The organism is Legionella sp. W10-070 (assembly GCF_900640175.1).
Lineage (GTDB): Bacteria > Pseudomonadota > Gammaproteobacteria > Legionellales > Legionellaceae > Tatlockia.
In genome coordinates this window covers 48,767-66,720 of the sequence record NZ_CAAAJC010000006.1, presented here as the reverse complement: position 1 = coordinate 66,720, position 17,954 = coordinate 48,767, and the positions used below count along the sequence as shown (strand labels likewise).

Genomic DNA, 17,954 nt, shown 5'->3' with positions numbered 1-17,954 from the left:
TGTAATTAATGACTAAACCTGTTCATTTTGAAAAGTCAATGGCAGAGCTTGAAGACATTGTTATGCAGCTGGAAAAAGGGGAGCTGACCTTGGAGGACTCTTTAAGGCAATTTGAAAAAGGGATTACATTGGCTCGCAAATGCCAGGAAGTGCTCAATCAGGCTGAACAGAAAATTGAAATGCTTGCAATCAATTCAAAGCATGGTGAAAACCAAAATGATTAATTCGACTATCAGCCATTATCAAACCCGCCATGAATCGACACTTCACGAGTTGTTGGCAGAAGCAGATATCCCTGCCGAACAAATAAGAAATGCTATTAACTATGCCCTGTTTCCCGGGGGAAAACGTCTTCGGCCTGTGTTGGTGTATCTGGGTGGAGAAATTATTAACGTCGAGCTGCCTGTACTGGATATTATTGCAGCAGCCATTGAATTAATTCATTGTTATTCCCTGGTTCATGATGACTTACCTGCCATGGATAATGACGACCTGCGACGAGGCAAGCCCAGTTGTCATAAAGCATTCAGTGAAGCAACCGCCATTCTGGCAGGTGATGGCATGCAGGCATTGGCTATTGATCTTTTACTCAGGTATCTCCCCCAATATTTACCTTTAGACCAGGTAATTGCCATTACCCATGACCTGGTGAAAGCAAGTGGCCCAGCAGGCATGGTGAGCGGCCAAAGCCTTGACCTTTCCGAGCTTTCAAACGCCAATATTAATGAATCAGAGCTGCGTACTATTCATTCCCTCAAAACAGGACAGTTAATTTCGACCTGCTTTGATATGGTTCTGACGGCCGGTCATTGTTCCCCTGTAATTACCCAGGCCTTAAAGAGCTATGCCACTCATCTGGGTCTGGTTTTTCAGATGCAGGATGATTACCTGGATTACTATGCAAAAACTGACTCCCTTGGTAAAGGACGCGCATCCGATGCAGCGAATAACAAACGAACCTTTGCCAGCCTCTATGACAAGGAGTCACTGTTTCATTTGATTACGACACATTTTCAACAGGCAAAAGACGTCCTGTTGCCTTTGGCAGCGCAAGCAAAAAATTTAGTAGCGTTAACTGATTATCTACAGCAACGCAGCCATCTTTAAATGACCAGGCCACTCGGTTTCGAGCTGATTTTTGCCGGAGTAAGGTTGTTGGTGATACGAGAGACAGTTCTGTCTACTCGTCTCTGAAGCATGATTTCAACCATTACTGTTTCATTTGGATGAAGAATTTTGTTAATGTCAGCAAGCGAAGAATGAAAATCAAGTAACCTGTAATAAGCAAGGGCCTGGTCACTCGCTTCAGGACGTGCCCTGATACGAAACCCCATATTACCTTGCATTTTTGGCGTATTAATGCCAGCTTCCATGATGTCATAATCAAGATAATAAGTCAGTTTTCCTCGATTATGTTGGTTTCGCTGGCGGTCTCCGAAGAAACCTGTGGGAAGCGCGTGTTCGCTAAATTTGGGACCAGCAGTTAGATAAAGATCATAATCGTCAAGATGATTGCCCCGGTCATCAATCAGTCGAAATATAATCATAGAGTAGCGATTAGTAATATACTCACGCTTATAAATAAGTGTGCTCCCAAGTTCCTTGTGCTCATTTTTCTGGGTTTCTTTAGTAACCGTATCCAACTCTTTCGCCAATGTATTATAGGAGTCACGACTGGTTACCTGGAGGCATCGCAAGACCCATATAGCCGTGGGGTGAGTGGCGGCATTGGCCATAGTAACGCTGCGAATGATTCCCATTCTTTTACCGGAATGAGAACACCCTGGCAGAACCCCAAATACCATTGGCTTTATCCGGGCCATTTGAGCGACAACAAGATTTTCACCGTTATTCCCTTGCTGATGTAGCTTTAATAGACTGTAATTCATATTCGCAGAAGCTACTCGTACTACCCCATCCGATCCGGCTTCTCCGGTGTAGGAGTTAATAGCATCATAAAGTTGGCGATCAATTTTCTGGCCTGTAAGGACAAAGGAATAGATACCATTAGCAGTGCAATCGTAATCAAGCCAACTTTCATTAAGTTCCCAGCTCATTTCACTTCCGAGCTCAAGCCAATCAAGTACATGCTGCCCCGGTTCAATACCTTCAAAAAAACTTTTCATCCGGCCTAGCCGCGATTTACCAAGTTGAGCAAGTGCGGAACCGTGGTTGGCAGGAGCCAGCATAATAAGATGACTCAATAGGCATTTTGCAAGATTATTCTTAAAGTATAAATCCATCCATTTACGAACGACGGGACCTCCGGCTGAGTGAGTTATACAAGCAAAACGCTCCCCATCTCGCAGCTTATCAGCAATTTCATCACGCACTGCATGGTCAAATGCACGTGCTATATCGTCGATTGTTACTGTATCGTCAAAGCTGATATAGTGTCCAAGGTAGATATTACCAACTTGAATATCCAGCTTTCCATCTTTGCCCTGACTTTCAAGCCATTGAGGAAGCTCTCCATAAGTATTGGTATGTGTAACACTCCAGCCATGAACGAAGATAACAATCATCACTTTTCTTAACTTATTGACTCTACAAGGGTCATTGTTGAATAAATCGATGATATCGGATTAATTTACAAGAATATAGTTAAGTCAAATTAATACTTAAGAGGCGGCGTGATGGAACTGCGGTTGGTGTTAATTAATAGCCCGGATGGAGCGTCGGCGAAATCAGAGATCGGAGCTTGATAATAAACACATGCCCTCGGATTTCGCTTACGCTCTATCCAGCCTACCATTAATTAACACCAACCACAGGTTTAATCGCACCCTGCCAGAACAGGAGGTGGAGCAGAAGCAACCTCAGCTGATTTTTAACAATTAATTCGAGCTTTACTGCAGAATCTGGGGTATAACTAACCTACATTCAGCTACCTGGCCAATTTTATGAAAGCAGCAATCATTGAAAACTATGGGGATTCCAATCAGTTTATTATCAAGGAAATAGCAAAACCGGAAATCGGTGCAAATGAAGTGTTGATAAAAATCCAGGCCTGCAGTGTAAACCCCATTGACTGGCGCATTCGCTCCGGTTCATTAAAATATGTGTATCCCATTCGCTTTCCGGCAATCCTGGGATTCGACCTGGCTGGCACAGTTGAAGCCGTTGGAAAAGAAGCCAGGTTATTTAACATCGGCGATACTGTCTATAGCTGTTCAGTAAAAAAAGAGGGGCAGGCTTACGCTCAGTATATTGCATTAGATGAAAACACGGTTTCTTTCATGCCAAAAACCATGGATTTTAAACAGGCTGCAACCGTGCCTCTGACTGCAATGACAGCCCTGCAAGCCTTGCGGGACAAAGGAAGAGTTCAAGCCAATGACAAAGTGCTTATTATTGGGGCATCAGGCGGTGTAGGTATGTTTGCCGTACAAATTGCCAAAATTTTAGGCGCCTCGGTAACCGCCGTTTGCAGCACCGAAAACATCGAGTTTGTAAAGAAGCTGGGGGCAGATGAGGTCATTGATTATAAGAAAACATCACCCTTTTCTGCTGAGCAACAGTATGATGTCATTTTCGATTGTGTAGCTGCTCATCATTATTCAAAAGCGAAGAGCAAATTAACTGGCAAGGGAATTTATATCAGCACCATTCCTGATGCTTCTCTTATTATCCAAAGTATCATTAGCAGATTTACTGCTAAAAAAGCAAAGTTTATCCTTCTGAATAAAAGCAAGGAAGACCTGGATGAAATTAGTCGGTTAATTGATAACCAGCAACTATACACTTATATTGATAGTGAGTATCATTTAAGCGATATCGCTTTGGCGCATCAACGCAGCGAAAGTCACCATGCAAGAGGAAAAATTGTAGTGCTTCCTGATTGAGGATGTTCAATTTAATGCAACTGGACCTTGACCTTACTTAGGACTTTGAACTGTTCTATTTTGGCAAAACGACCCTGCAGCGTTTTCAACAATAGTTCTAAACAGTCGAGCTGATTTTTCCTCAGCTGAGTATTCACTTAACATGTCTTTAATCATATCATCCGTTAGTATTTCATATGCTCTTTCATTTTCTTGCAAGAAACATCCTGCCATTTCTAAAAACCCGGGGCGTTTGTTAAAAACAGCAGCCGAGGCTTCGTCAGCGGGAATTAAAACTTCTTGTGCTGTCTTTGCTGCTAACTTCGGATGATAATGTAAATCTTTACGCAGCATGAAAACCATTTCAACGTTGTCCTTATCATTTTTTCTGGCAATTAATGCAATATCACTTTTTTCAGAATCAGGTAAATTTTGTGATAGAAATTTATCTTGAATATTTTTTATAAATTCTATCGTCTCCTGGTCAACTTCATCGAATTCAAATAAAAAAGCCTGGGCCGGGTAATCAAGCTTATAGCATTGTCCCTTTGGAACAACTGTAACCTCCTGACGTTTCGACTTGAAAACAGGAAGCTCTCCTGAATAGCATTGTTTGAAACATTGAATATGTAAAACATGTTTATCGGTAATTGCCGAAGGAGAATTTTGTCCCAAGATATCACCTGGACTTAACGTTTTAATCAGCTCTAACATGAGCGGTGCATTAGTCTGACTTCTAGTACCCTTAATTTCCTTTACTTTCTCAATAATATTATTTCTCACCTGTTTCGCTTCTTCGATAGTTAGCTCTCTTCGGCGCATAAGGAATTCATCCGCGTCTGAAGACTCCCAGAACCGGTGGTGGTGTTTTTGTGTAGACACTGAAGGTAACGATTGCAATAATCGGTTCTTCTCTTCCAGGTAACTGGGCACCTTACCCCTGAGATCAGTAAATAATACCTGCTTTTCAAAGTAGGGCGATGTAGGTTGTAATGCGGCTATCTGCTGCCCGCATGCCTCAAATTTAAAGTAATAGCGCGTATCATAAAATTTTTTGAGCTGGCGTTGGTAATCAATGACTCTATCAATTTCCGATATACTTTCGGCGCTCAGATACTCGCATATTGCTTTTTCAGAAACCAGAACAAGTTCTAAATTACTCAGGCCAAACATCTTGTGGTTTTCATCCGTTCCTGGCTCAATGATATTTAATATCACGCTTTCGTCACACTCTACCCCATTCCCTGGAAAAGCAAATCGGGGAACCGGATTAAATGTATTTTTCGGTCTACTTTTATCAAGAACCAGTTTAATAAAACTGGATTTGCCTTCTGTGATAACCGGTTTATAGGTTGGATTATCTCGTTTGATTGGTTTTTTCATGTTGCCAATCATATTAACAACCGCTCCTAAACCAAATTTTTGATAGACGCTGGCATGGACGTTTTGCAAACTCGTTTCTTTACCGGGTATTTTTCTGGAATGCACAGGCTTGCGTGCTGATTGATAAACTTCTTTTTGGGGTGATTGCTGCAGTTTTTCAGCTCTCTCCTTTTGCCAGAATTGACGTTTTGAAGAGGCATCCTCAACCGAAGAACTTAATGATAAGGCACGCCCCTTATACTCAACGGGTCGCACCTGACTTAGGTGAAATCGAACCGTTTTACCTGACGTTTGAGCTTCTCTTGTTACTATCAGATTAGCCTGGTTGCGCCCTCTGTAAGTATATATCCAGTTATGGGCGGTAGAATTCTCCCAGTTTTTTTCAAATACCTCTTCTGACATACCTCCTCTTTCCGTCATATCTCTGTATTTGCGTGACTTTTTAAGCGCTTCATCAGATTCTGGTTGAACAAATATACGAATCACAGCTTGATCCTGATATTTCATATAGGGATAAAAGAACCCTAAAGATGAAACGCCTTCATAGACAATAAGATCAGCCGGCTGTATGGTATCTACATTTTTTTCACGAGCACCTGTTAAACTGTCATATTTCGGCACAACAATGGTTTTTCTATCAATTAAATCAGCTAGTTTGTCAAATAATTCAGCATCACGAGCAGCATCAGAACAGGGGTGTACATCAAGTTGTGTTCTGGAAGTACGAGACAATCCAAATAAATCCTGAGGAAGAAACGTCGTGCTTAACCCTCCCGGGGCATGATTTTTTAATTGCTCGTATAAATAACTGGAAAAGGTCGATTTTCCGACTCCGGCAGGACCATCAATCATTATCATAACCGCTTTGTTGTCATCTTTAATTTGATGACTTATCTGGTTAAGAATAAGTATAATTTCACTGACAATAGGATTAAAACTGTCCGCAATTTGTTTCCTCATTTATCAAACATATGCAAATCAAACCATAAGATCAATATTATAACATTTTGTTTAAATTATGCAATTTTCAGACTGCAGACGGGGCAACTCTCGTATGGACAAATTTAGCAGTTGTGGAGATCCATGTTGAGTGTAAGCACAACACCATAACAAAAACAGATCTCCGCCTACGCGCAGATGACAAATTTAACCAAAATTATTATGAAAAGATGATTTATCGCCGTTAACCTGCTCCAATAGCAGTGCTTTTCTTATATGAGAGTTGCACCCCTGCAAACTGTTTAGCGGTGAAATTTAGTGTCGTTTAACTACCCAATCAATCCCGGGCTTGTTTATATTCAACAATCTGACATTGATTGGGGAATAAGCCCGTAAGTGCACTTTAATCTATCAGCCCGCACCAGCGATTGGCGCTCTTGGAAAAAGGGACAAATCGGCAGAAATCTTACCTTTAGTATAGAACCCCAGCTGACTTATTGGTGTCTTAAGGTCAGCTCTCCTATCCAATTGCTCTAATCTGTCAACCTGTTTTTCCTGTCTTTCTAACAAACTCTCATAACGCTTATTGCTTTGCTTTAATTCTTCCTTCACTATCGCAAGTTCACGCTCCGCTTCGCAAATACGATTGGCAATGCTGTCAAAGCTCGCCTCTTTATCACTAAGGAATTTAGTTAGTCTTTCCTGGAAGCTACTGCGTTGACAGGCATCTTCAATGACCGTTCCTGATAACGTCTGCACCGTTCCCTGTAAGGTTGCCGCTACCCTTTTCGCTTTTTCAATTTCTAATCCCATAGAAACCCGCACCTCTGCCAGCTCACTTACCTTTTCGGTTAATTGAACCTTGCTTCTCTCATAATCTTTTTTAACTTCAGCTAATTCATCCTGATTAGCCTTCAGCAACTTTTCATTGTCCGCGACCGTTTTTTTCAATTTGACAGCAGTTGTCTCAAGCTCATTCCTGGAAGACCTTAGTAATGCTTCTGTGGCAGCAAGAACCTCCACCTGATTAGTCAGTGCATCAACCTGGTTTTCCAATGCATCTAATGAATTTATAAGTCTTTGATTCTCATTACGAAATTTTTCAATTTCCTCTGCCAGGTTTTTGCGAATTTTATCCAGCGCTGTAATGGTGATTTCCAGGATATCAGCAAGGCTATAAATTCCTTGCTTTAGCCTGTCAGTCATATTTTTATTACAAGAATGGTGATCATCAAGAACAATACCACTTGCGGCATAAGCAGCCACCGTCGCCCCGCTTATGGCCAGCAAGATGGTTATATGCGCTATAAGACCTACCGCCAGGGTAGGTACTGTCAGGATAATGCCGCCAAGAATTTTTTGCCATAACGGCAACTCACCCCAGAAATTGGCTACACGTGAGAATAAACTTTCATTCTGCTCCATCGTATCGATAATAATACCCAGACTATGCTTTAACTGCCCAAGCTGCTCCTGGCTAAACACAATCTGAGTGAGTTCAGGGTGTTGCTCCGATAAGGCGAGTGAGCTCTCAATGGATGCATTATTCAAGGCAAATTGCTCTTCCTTTTGAATCATGGCAGCTCCTTCTTGTCCATATATTCCCTTATATGCCTATTAATAATCATAAATGGATTAAAAAAGCAAGCAAAAATAGATCGAATTATCCAAGGAATAGATAAATGGTATTGAATTAAGCCATGAGAAAGGACGGAACGAATGGTAATTTAAGTCAAAAATGCAACATCCTGATCAAATTAAGTCTAATATTAATAGTAGAGTTTATCAATCGGATTTATCAATGGATCTCAAATCCTTTCAATACCTACAGGGAGCAGGATGGAATGTGACTCATTTTCCAGCACTTGATTCAGAACACACCCTGGTTCTTGTATTTGCAGCACCCGATTTCTTTCGTGATTCGGAGCCAATTCGGCAATTATCTGAATTTTACAAGAACTCTAACATGATAGGCTGCTCCAGTGCAGGAGAAATATTTGGTTCCCGTATTTATGACAGCAGCCTCTCCGTTGTAGTTATCAAATTCTCACATACACCTGTTAAAATCGTAAAAGCCCATGTTGACCAAATGGAAGACTCTTTTGCTGCCGGAAAACTAATTGCCAGCCAACTTCAACAGGATGATTTGAAAAGTATTTTTGTACTGTCTGAAGGATTAAATGTTAACGGTTCGGAATTGGTTAAAGGCTTAAACAGCGGAAATAGTGGCAAACAAGTCCTGATTACCGGAGGTCTGGCTGGCGATAATAGTTATTTTAATAAAACATGGACGCTTTTTAATGGTGAAATATTAAATAATTACATTGTAGCAGCAGGATTTTATGGCGAACGGATTAATGTTGGCCACGCATCTAAAGGCGGATGGGATATCTTTGGCCCGGCAAGACGTATTACCCGCTCTGAACAAAATATTTTGTATGAACTGGATTATCGACCCGTTTTGTCATTATATAAAGAATACTTGGGGGAAAGAGCCTCTGAATTGCCGGCCTCAGGATTACTTTACCCTCTAGCCATCCAGGATATGTCTTCTAAAGAAAAAATTCCTTTGGTTCGTACCATATTAGGGGTAGATGAAGAAAAGCAGGCGCTCATTTTTGCCGGAGACATGCCTACTGGCTATCATGCCCAATTAATGAGAGCAAATTTTGATCGGCTTATAACCAGCGCCAGTGAAGCAGGTGAACTTGCTGGCAAGCGAATGTGGGAAATGGCAAAAAATACCAACGGCCCCATCCTTGCAATCAGTATTAGTTGCGTAGGCAGGCGTTTACTTCTAGAGCAGCGATCGATTAAAATTTAAACAGATCGACATTTGTTTAAAATTATGATCAAATGCATACATTATCTACTATAAGGGTTATGTGTGTCATCTCAAAGCCATTGGAATAAGAATACTACATTGTCAAAACAAGAAGAGCGAATTTGTACTAAATTAAAAAAGAATGGTAAATTATTTGTTTTTTTACGTATAAATAGACATTTAATATTTACTGAAGAAGTTCATAAAAAATTATTATCTATGTACAGTGACTATCCACGAGGAAAACCTGTTGTTTGTCCTTCATTACTCGCAATGGTTTCAATTTTACAGGCCTATGAACAACTATCTGATCACTCTGCTGTGCTTGAAACTGTCTTTGATCAACGATGGCAAATGGTACTTGGTTGTCTTGGAACTGAGGAATCAATATTTTCACAAGGAACTCTTTGTGATTTCAGACATCGTTTAGTCAAGCATAATTTAGACGTGATGTTGCTTGAATGTACAGTCAAAGTTGCGAAAGAGATTGGAGGTTTTTGTCATAAGCAGCTGAGAATTGCTTTAGATTCAGCCCCATTGGAAGGCGCTGGGCGTGTTGAAGATACATTTAATTTAATAGGGCATGCCTTAGAGTTGTTAGTTGATTGTGCGGCACAAATAAAACGCATCACTGAATCTGAAATTATAATGGAGTCTGGTGCTCGTATCATTGGTAAAAACAGTATAAAGGCCGCGTTAGATATTGATTGGTCAGATGCTCAAGAGAAAAACAAAGCCATTAATATATTACTTGAAGATGTTGCGGCCATACGGAAATGGTTAAAAAAGCAACCTGCATTTGTAACAGAGAATCAATATTTAAAAGAGGCATTATCCTTGTTAGAAACAGTATTAACTCAGAACATTGAACCAGATCCGAATGGTGGCGGCTCTAAAATTGTAGATGGCGTTTCAGCCGATAGACGTATTTCTATTACGGACGACTCCATGCGGCATGGGCGCAAATCAAGCTCGCCATTAATGGTTTTAAGCAACACATCGCTATCGACCTTGATCATAAATTGATATTAGCCACCACTGTTCGCCCGGCTAATGAACCTGAGCATGAAGCAACTCGATGGCTAAAACCAAAGGTAGAGAAATACGGAACGGTTGAGTCGAAAAGCATTGACCGCGGATATCTCGCTTCAGATTGGACTGCTGAATTATATGCACAAGGTAAGAGAATTGTAGCCAAACCATGGAACCCTGCAGCACACGGAAAATATGGTAAAAAAGATTTTAGCATAGATTTACATAACTCTGTTGTGACCTGTCCTGCCGGGAAAGTACAAAAAATTACCGGTAACCCCGGTAGCTTCAGAGCAAAATTTTCTGTTAAAGTTTGTGGTATTTGTCCAATAAAAAACAGTTGCAGTGACTCAAAAACTGGTAGAACTATAGCCATACATGATCAAGAAGCCATGCTTCAAACATTAAAATATTTTGTTGAAACACCAGAAGGACGAAATGAAGCCCGAGAACGTGTTAAAGTTGAACATGCTCTTGCATCTATTTGTAATCGAAAAGGTCCAAGAGCCAGGTATTTCGGATTAAGACTGAATGAGTTTGATTTAAATAGAACTGCTATGGTAACAAATTTACATATTGCTACAAAATTGGCTGCGTAAATTTAAATCATATGCTGCTCTAGGAGAGCGCACCGAAGAAGAGACAGAGTCCACTCTGGAAGCATTGCCTGCCAATTCCACGCAAGTTGGGTTTTATTCTTATGGCGAATTATGCCCTTACAGCTTTGGTGATTGCCAGTTACATAACCAAACCATGACATTAACAACCTATGCCGAATCATAAACCATGGAAATTCACAAGTTACTCAAACGACAACTTAATCGAGCCAATATCACAATAGATAAATTACCTGCGGATATAGAAAAGTGGCAGGAATTCATTTTACGCATTAACAAAACTTATCAAGAAGCAGACCAGGAACGCTATTTTCTTGATCGCTCAATGGCTATTTCATCACGGGAAATGATGATGTTAAATGAGAAACTTGAACGGGCTCAACATATTGCGCAGCTTTGCTATTGGCAGTATGACGATAAAACAGAACGGATTATTTGGTCAAAAGAATTCTATGAGCTGGTTGAATTAAGTCATGATGCTGCACATACCTTCGATGCGTTTCTACAATTGGTTCACCCTAAAGAACGTATCGATATGGAAAACCACATTAATAAAGCACTGCAAGAACATATCAGCTATGTGTATGAATTAAGATTAAAAAATTGTAAAGGCCAGTACAAATGGTATCGAATTGTTGCCCGCTATGAAAAAGAGGAAAAGGCATTATCAGGAGTTTTAATAGACATTGATCAGGATAAAAAAAATGAGGGGAAAATAAAGGAATTAAGTAAAAAATTATTAATTACAGCACATCAGGCAGGCATGTCAGAGATAGCAACCTCAATTTTGCATAATATCGGTAATATTTTAAATAGCTCGAATATCTCTATCAATTTGATTAAAGAAAGCTTTGAAAAGCCTTATTATCAAAAATTTTGCAGAATTATTGAAATGATTAAGGAGAATTTGGGTGAAATAAACCGTTATTTAACTGAAGATGAAAAAGGGAAGCTAATTCCTGAGTATCTTATTCATTTAAGCGATTTAATTGCTAACGAACATCAGGAAAATAAAAAAGAAATAGTAAGTCTTGATAGGGATCTGCAACACATAAAAGATATCGTCTCCATTCAAAATACGTTTAGTGGGATGTCGGGCATCCATGAGCGAGTTTTTATCCCGGAATTAATGGAAACCGCGTTGCAAATGTCAACAAACACCTTTGAAGATAAGCTTATTGAAATACATAAACATTGCATAGAGCCACATTTCGTTTTTACAGATAAATCAAAACTGCTGCAAATTCTTGTTAATTTAATTAAAAACGCTAAAGAAGCGGTATTAAAAAATGCAAAAAATAAAAGTAAAAAAATAGAAATTGTTGTGAAAGCAAAAAAAAATAAAATTAACATCTTAGTTAAGGACAATGGCGTTGGTATTCTTCCAGAGAATCTGGAACGTATTTTTTCTTTCGGCTTTACTACTAAACCTCAAGGACATGGATTTGGTTTACATAGCAGCGCCTTGTCCGCTAAAGAAATGGGGGGGGCTCTCGAAGCCCAAAGCCTCGGAATTGGACTTGGCTCCGTTTTTATCCTGACGCTACCGGCAAAGTCTGCTCAAAAAAGCAAAGGGGTATTCAATGAATGAAATAGAACTGCGTATTATCGTCATTGACGATAATCCATCCATTTTTCAGGATTTCATTAAAGTACTGACGACGACGCGTACCTCACAAGAATTTGACAAATTAGATGAACAATTGTTTGGCGAGGAAAATGATATCTCCCCTCATGAGGAAATTTTATTACCTAAATTTACAATAGATACTGCATCACAAGGACGCGAAGGGGTAGAAAAAATTAAAAAAGGCTTAAAGCAGGGAAGTCCTTACGCACTTGCCTTTGTCGATATCCGCATGCCACCAGGATGGGACGGCCTTGAGACAATTCAGCATATATGGAAAATTGATAAGGATATTCAAGTGGTTATTTGTACAGCCTACTCTGACTACACCTGGGAGGAAACCATACGAAAACTGGGGATGAGCGATAATCTTTTAGTCTTAAAAAAACCCTTCGATAAGGTGGCTGTCAGGCAGCTTGCATGTGCCTTAACCAGGAAGTGGCTACTAGCCAGGGAAGCAAAAAGCCATACTGAATCACTAAAAAGAATCGTTGCAGAAAGAACCGAATCTTTAAATCAGTCGCTTTCCTTACTAAGGGCGACTATTGAATCATCGACTGATGGCATCCTGGTTGTCGACTTAAAACGAAAAATAGTAGATTACAATAAGCAATTCACCAGAATGTGGGGAATCCCTCCCCCAATGCTGGAATTAAAAAACGAAAATCTATTACTGGAATACATGATAGACAAGATTCAGAACTCTCAGGATTTTTTAAATCAAATTAACTACCTCCATAAAAATATCGATGAGAGCAGTCTGGATGTTATTAAATTCAAGAAGGAGACAATTATTGAATGTTATTCCCAGCCTCATCGTATCAATACGGTAACCGTGGGCAGGGTCTGGAGCTTTCGTGACATTACCGAGCGTGCTGTTCTTGAACAGCAACTTGAACATCAGGCAACCCATGACTCCTTGACTGGTTTACCCAATCGAGTACTACTAAATGAGCGCATACAGCATGCCATTGACTCAGCAACCTACCGAAAAAATCATTTTGCCATTTTATTTCTTGATGTGGATCGTTTTAAGCTGGTCAATGATAGCTTGGGCCATGAGGTGGGGGATACCGTATTATGTGAAGTAGCCAGGCGCCTTTCTGCTTTATTACGCACGGAAGATACACTGGCAAGGATTGGAGGTGATGAGTTTGTAATGGTAATCCCTGGACTTAAAAAGATAGATCATATAGTTACCGTTGCACAAAAAATCCTTAATTCTTTCAATGAACCCATCACACTTGCACATCAGGAATTTATCTTAACAACCAGTGTCGGTATTAGTATTTATCCTTCTAATGGAAGGACTATTACTACATTATTAAAAAATGCAGATTTAGCAATGTACCAGGCTAAAGAACAGGGAAGAAATCAATTTAAATTATACACACCACGATTAAATCAAAAGACTAACAAGCAATTAAAACAGGAGTCAGAACTAAGACGAGCGCTTGCAAACAATGATTTTTTCTTGCTGTATCAGCCACAATTTGATTTAGAGACACACAGTTTACTGGGGGTGGAGGCCTTGATCCGCTGGCAACACCCTAAAAAAGGAATGATTTTACCCTTGGACTTTATTCCTGCCGCTGAAGAGTCAGGCCTTATCGTTCCTATTGGTGAATGGGTTATCCGGGAAGCTTGTAATCAAATTGTAACCTGGCATAAAAATGGTTTGCCTTATGTCAAGATTGCGGTCAACGTCGCCACAAAACAATTAAAACAAGCCAATTTTGCAGAAACTGTAAAAAATATTCTGCAAGAGTATGAAGTCTCTCCTGACTACCTTGAGCTTGAAATTACGGAAAACGTAATCATTACTAATACAGAAGTGCAGAAGATGATTCGTCGTCTTAAACAAATTGGTATCAAAATAGCCCTTGACGATTTTGGCACGGGTAACTCCAGCTTAAATTACCTCAAAACAATACAGGTTGACCGTTTGAAAATAGATGAATCATTCATAAGAAACATATCTCATTCACACACAGATGAAATTATCATTGAAGCGATTATTGCGATGGGCCGCAGCTTTAATTTCAAAGTTCTGGCTGAAGGCGTTGAGAATAAAAAACAAATCAAATTTTTAAAGAGCCGTCATTGTGATGAACTTCAGGGTTTTTTCTTTAGCAAGCCTTTATCAGCCGAAATTATTGCCAACATTATCAGAGAGACTGATATCGCAAAAAAATAAAGGCCCAATTTGGTGAATAACAGCGACATCAAGAAATTAAAGAAGGTTTTCCTGATATCAGAAAAACCTTCTTTTTAAACAATGTTGACTACCACAGCCTGGATAAACCGGCGTTTAGATATTGCCAACCCACTTAACGCCTGCATAAGGGCCATGCAGACCGAAATCAATGTCATTCCGGATTCTTTGAATTGTATCAAGAAGCAGATCACTTTGGTGAAAAGCATTAAAGTAGTTAACCACCATATAACCGGCATCCACAGTCAGATTGCCCTGTCCCATACCCCAGGTATATTTACCACCCAGTTTCGCTTCCAACTCAGGTACAAGGCTAGTGTAGGAGGAATGTACCGGCCTGTTTAATGCATTGACAGGAGCATTATTGGAATAGCGGTTCTGTCCTACCAGGAGTGCTGCTGCAACATTGCCATACAGGGAGAAACCGCTATTAAAGTCATAAGACAAATCTGCGCCAACCCGGGGGCCTAAGGCATTTTGCTCAAATTTGTCAGTAATAGCAACTGTACCATTACTGTCTGCCAGGAACCCTGTTGCTCCTGATGTTGTCCGCTCTAATGTCAGATGAGTGCCAAGTGCCGCATATTGAAGTCCTGCATGAAAACGGATATTTTTATGCTCGCCAAAATCCACATGCTGCCCCCATTCCAGATTTACAGCATCCAATTTGGCATCAGCATAAAGTCTGGTCAATAATGATGCAGTTAAATCAACAGCAGCCCGTGCTGCTGGCGGAGCCAATCTAAGGCTATTGTCGTCGCGCCAATGGGTCCAATTGAGATTCAAGTCACTGCCAGTGCCAAAATGGTAAGAGCCTTCAACTCGGAAACCCCATTCAAAATCGTAATTTAATGCATCAAAAATTCTGGTGCCGCTGGCACTGCCGATATTATAAGCGCTAAGATCATTGTTATTATATAGCGATTTTAAATAAAGAGCCTGAATGCCGAAATCCCAGGCTGTTGATTCACAAGGTACCGTCACATTACCCGGAGCACACACAGGCCCCATCGTTCCAGCAAAACCACATCCACTTCCTAATAGTAAAGTTGCAATCACCGTCTGCTTAAAACCAGTCATGTCTTTATCCTTAAACATAGTATTCTTGGGTACTCTCCTTAATGGAGAAACTAATCATGCTAAATCAAAAAGTTAATGTCAAACTTAATGAACTGCAGGAGGAACCTAAGCTAACTCACCCAATGCAGCCAACTCTTTTTTGATTATTATTCGCTTAAAATGAAAACATATTAATCAATAAATAAGGCCGGCATATTTTTTATGACCGAATTTCACATAAAATCAGCAATCCGCTTAATAAACTATTAAGCTTGGTCAATTACAATACCCTGAAATAAACCTGACTATTTATCATATCGTGGTAATTACTGACCTTGAGCAATTTGCGGCATATCTGAGAGGAGCCAGATCTCAATCTCTAAACAACCATATGAGTTATTATGATAATAAGAAAGACGAGCTTAAACGAAACTATCATTCAACAAAAATAAATTCTAATCCCCGAATTATCGCTAAGATTAATGTCCTGTTAAAAAATCTGAATATCCCTGAAAAAACATGGACTAATTACCATGACCTTACAATCTATGACTGTTTGCAGACACTGAAAAGTCAAGGCCATTCACAAATTGACTACATCCTCGAATTAATTGAGGAAAAGGCAGCTGCCGATAAATTTAACTTTATCTTGGGCGGCACCCTGGCAATAACTGTCGTTTCTTTCCTGCTAACCTTACCTGCCTTTTCTACTATTCTGGCTTTACTTGAAGGTTTCCTGATGTCGGTAACCGGCTTACCCATCCTGGGTTTGATTTATACGGTTGGAAGTGCCATCTACTATTTTCAAGATAATCAATTCGATAAAAAACGGACTTTATTTAACAGGCTGCGTGACAATTCCTTCCTCCTGGCAAATACAGCGCTTAATGTTACCGCTTACGGCCTATGGATAAGTGCCGCACTACCGATGACCCCTTTAGTAGGTGCTTTATTCATAATAGCCTCAACTGTCGATGTCGTTAAAGAAATATTTTCCCTGGCGCAACTGGCTTACCGATATTTTTATCCCCCTCTTCTTAATGAATCAGAGCCTTTGATTGTCCATCAAAATCATGCACGAAATGTATATGGGCTAAAGCAACACAGGAATGCCTTGTTAATAAACTTAGCCGCTTCCATTTTATTAGTAGGTATTATGGCTACCTGGTGTTTTGCCCCGGGTGGAATTTTCCTGGCAATTGCCGCTATTGCGGCAATCGGGATAGTTTATGGCGTAAAATCCAGGTTATTAAAATACAATGCATCAAGAATCAGAGAGCGGCTACAAAATGAATTGGCAACTCTGGAAACAAGCTACTCATCTCCTTGCGAGGTGACAGTCAGTAATGAACCATCCGAAAGCCCTGTAACAAGTCAGACTCTCTGTCAAACCAGTAATAAAAAAGACTTTCGCCATAAAAAGACTGTTCCGGCAGCTGAGCGTCCATTTTTCCGAAACTCAAATGACGTTGGTAAAACGGCAATAACACTCGATTCTGCCTTTCAACCCGATTAACAATAGCCATCCGACATGTTATTCTTTTCCTGAAGCGAATTATCTTAACCCCATATAACATAAATCGACCGGGTTCAATAACAGCCCGGAGACTTCAGGAGCAAGGAAGTCAGCGATACTTTAGAGGAGAGCCTGCCGTACTCCTAAGGACTAACATGTATGTTTTTCGGCGAATCGGCTTTCAAGCCCTCAAATGGGTTTATTCGATAACCTTAATTTTCCGTTTTGTTGGCCATTTATCTCATAGTCTGCAAGAGATTCTGTTTCGTCGGTTGTCTGTTTCGTGGTCAAGCATGATAGATATATTATTCCATGCAGGTGTCAAGCTGGTAATCCCTCTGCTCTTTATTTGCCTGCTCCTCGGATTGTCATTGGCGCAGACGATCTACCTAATCCTAAGTGGTTTTCATTTGCATCATCAAGTTTTACCCGTAGCACAAAATATTGTGACCCATGACATACTTCCTTTGCTGTTAGGTTTTTTATTATGCGTACAAGTGGCATTGCACTTGATTACCACCCGGATTAAGGAACTGCGGCGAACGCCTGAAGAAGTGATAGTAGACCACATATTACCGATTATAATCGGGATGAGTATTACTTCATTGCTTCTATACATTTACACCATAACCATAATTTTCGTTAGTTTTTACTTATCTTTCCGATTTACACTCCATTTAACAACCTATGAATTCCTTATCCATATCGCAAGTATAGAAACCATTTATGATTTAATTTATTCTGCTCTTAAGACCTTGTTGTTATGTACTGTGGTAAGCTTGGTTGCAGGCTATTATTATTATGAAGCGGCTGTTCACCACATCACATTAAGGAAAGCTGTCTCGCGAATTATGACCCGAGGCTCAATCTGGCTTATTGCAGTCAGTGTTTATATCAAATTTATGATCTAAGGACAGA

The 17,954-nt window shown here is 40.1% G+C and carries 12 protein-coding genes and 1 pseudogene; 9 read left to right on the top strand and 4 right to left on the bottom strand.

Annotated elements, in window-relative coordinates; genetic code table 11:
* The first annotated feature begins 8 nt into the window (after positions 1–8).
* Complete coding sequence (locus E1O65_RS03810; protein ID WP_133132265.1) at positions 9–224, top strand: exodeoxyribonuclease VII small subunit; 216 nt, start codon at positions 9–11, stop codon at positions 222–224.
* A complete protein-coding gene (locus E1O65_RS03805) occupies positions 217–1,107 on the top strand; it encodes a polyprenyl synthetase family protein (protein WP_133132264.1) in 891 nt (296 codons plus the stop codon). Before E1O65_RS03810 ends, E1O65_RS03805 begins: the two co-directional genes overlap by 8 nt.
* Here the strand turns inward: E1O65_RS03805 and plaB are convergent.
* Positions 1,104–2,525, bottom strand: coding sequence for a phospholipase PlaB (gene plaB / locus E1O65_RS03800; RefSeq protein WP_133132263.1), 1,422 nt, complete (start codon positions 2,523–2,525; stop codon positions 1,104–1,106). The two genes, E1O65_RS03805 and plaB, sit on opposite strands and share 4 nt — an antisense overlap.
* Positions 2,526–2,903: 378 nt before the next feature.
* Here plaB and E1O65_RS03795 point away from each other — a divergent pair, with 378 nt between their 5' ends.
* Positions 2,904–3,845, top strand: a complete 942-nt coding sequence (locus tag E1O65_RS03795) for an NAD(P)-dependent alcohol dehydrogenase (protein ID WP_133132262.1) — start codon at positions 2,904–2,906, stop codon at positions 3,843–3,845.
* Positions 3,846–3,878: 33 nt separating this feature from the next.
* Here E1O65_RS03795 and E1O65_RS03790 read toward each other — a convergent pair whose 3' ends face one another.
* Entirely contained in the window at positions 3,879–6,167 is a 2,289-nt protein-coding gene (locus E1O65_RS03790) for a hypothetical protein (RefSeq protein WP_133132261.1), read from the bottom strand.
* 390 nt (positions 6,168–6,557) lie between these two features.
* Complete coding sequence (locus E1O65_RS03785; RefSeq protein ID WP_133132260.1) at positions 6,558–7,724, bottom strand: LegC2/C7 family Dot/Icm T4SS effector; 1,167 nt, start codon at positions 7,722–7,724, stop codon at positions 6,558–6,560.
* 223 nt (positions 7,725–7,947) lie between these two features.
* Here E1O65_RS03785 and E1O65_RS03780 point away from each other — a divergent pair, with 223 nt between their 5' ends.
* The 4 genes and pseudogenes from E1O65_RS03780 (at position 7,948) to E1O65_RS03760 (ending at position 14,443) form a co-directional block, all read left to right on the top strand.
* A complete protein-coding gene (locus tag E1O65_RS03780; protein ID WP_133132259.1) occupies positions 7,948–8,970 on the top strand; it encodes an FIST N-terminal domain-containing protein in 1,023 nt (340 codons plus the stop codon).
* A 63-nt stretch (positions 8,971–9,033) separates the two neighbouring features.
* Positions 9,034–10,601 (top strand): annotated as a pseudogene (locus E1O65_RS03775) (transposase).
* A gap of 187 nt (positions 10,602–10,788) precedes the next feature.
* Positions 10,789–12,210: an ATP-binding protein gene (locus E1O65_RS03765; protein WP_133132257.1), complete on the top strand. Its 1,422-nt coding sequence runs from the start codon at positions 10,789–10,791 to the stop codon at positions 12,208–12,210.
* Positions 12,203–14,443: an EAL domain-containing protein gene (locus tag E1O65_RS03760; protein ID WP_133132256.1), complete on the top strand. Its 2,241-nt coding sequence runs from the start codon at positions 12,203–12,205 to the stop codon at positions 14,441–14,443. The genes E1O65_RS03765 and E1O65_RS03760 overlap by 8 nt, the downstream gene beginning before the upstream one ends.
* Positions 14,444–14,557: 114 nt before the next feature.
* On the opposite strand, the gene E1O65_RS03755 is transcribed toward E1O65_RS03760, so the two are convergent.
* Positions 14,558–15,541: an Lpg1974 family pore-forming outer membrane protein gene (locus E1O65_RS03755; protein ID WP_133132255.1), complete on the bottom strand. Its 984-nt coding sequence runs from the start codon at positions 15,539–15,541 to the stop codon at positions 14,558–14,560.
* 370 nt (positions 15,542–15,911) lie between these two features.
* Here E1O65_RS03755 and E1O65_RS03750 point away from each other — a divergent pair, with 370 nt between their 5' ends.
* Both E1O65_RS03750 and E1O65_RS03745 read left to right on the top strand, forming a co-directional pair.
* Positions 15,912–17,036 carry a hypothetical protein gene (locus tag E1O65_RS03750; protein ID WP_133132254.1) on the top strand — a complete coding sequence of 375 codons (1,125 nt, stop codon included), beginning with the start codon at positions 15,912–15,914 and terminating at the stop codon, positions 17,034–17,036.
* A 155-nt stretch (positions 17,037–17,191) separates the two neighbouring features.
* Positions 17,192–17,947, top strand: coding sequence for an ABC transporter permease (locus E1O65_RS03745; protein WP_133132253.1), 756 nt, complete (start codon positions 17,192–17,194; stop codon positions 17,945–17,947).
* Positions 17,948–17,954 lie beyond the last annotated feature (7 nt).